We start from the raw sequence: 345 nt of genomic DNA, 5'->3' as shown, positions 1-345 counted from the left end.
ATCAAGTATACCGGCAGGTTAAGCACAAAATTTTCCATAAGAGCTAATTTTTATGAATGAGTCGGGTTAGTTTTATTGACAGGTCTGTAAGAATGATCTTAGCGTTTCCATTGCGTTCTATATGGTAGACAGCATCTTCGAGTTCCCGGGTGATTCCGGTAATATTATTTCCGGTTATAAAAGGCGCAAATTTTTCGAGTTTAAAGCCTTTGGTTTGCGGCTCCAGAAACACAAGATCTCTTGCTTTGTAATTATACATGAGCGCCTGCCTGAAGAAATCCATACAATATAACAGGAACTTCTTTTGAGATTCCCTGCCCGTACCGGCGATCATTTCACTCCATG

Annotated in this window: 1 pseudogene; it reads right to left on the bottom strand. The window is 40.3% G+C overall.

The features are described from left to right. Positions 1 to 43: 43 nt before the first annotated feature. Positions 44 to 345: pseudogene (locus HC175_RS21505) on the bottom strand (DNA polymerase III subunit delta'); the annotation flags it as partial.

Source organism: Salinimicrobium oceani, assembly GCF_012037645.1.
The sequence above is the reverse complement of the archived record's forward strand: the minus strand, read 5'-3'. Positions and strand labels throughout refer to the sequence as shown.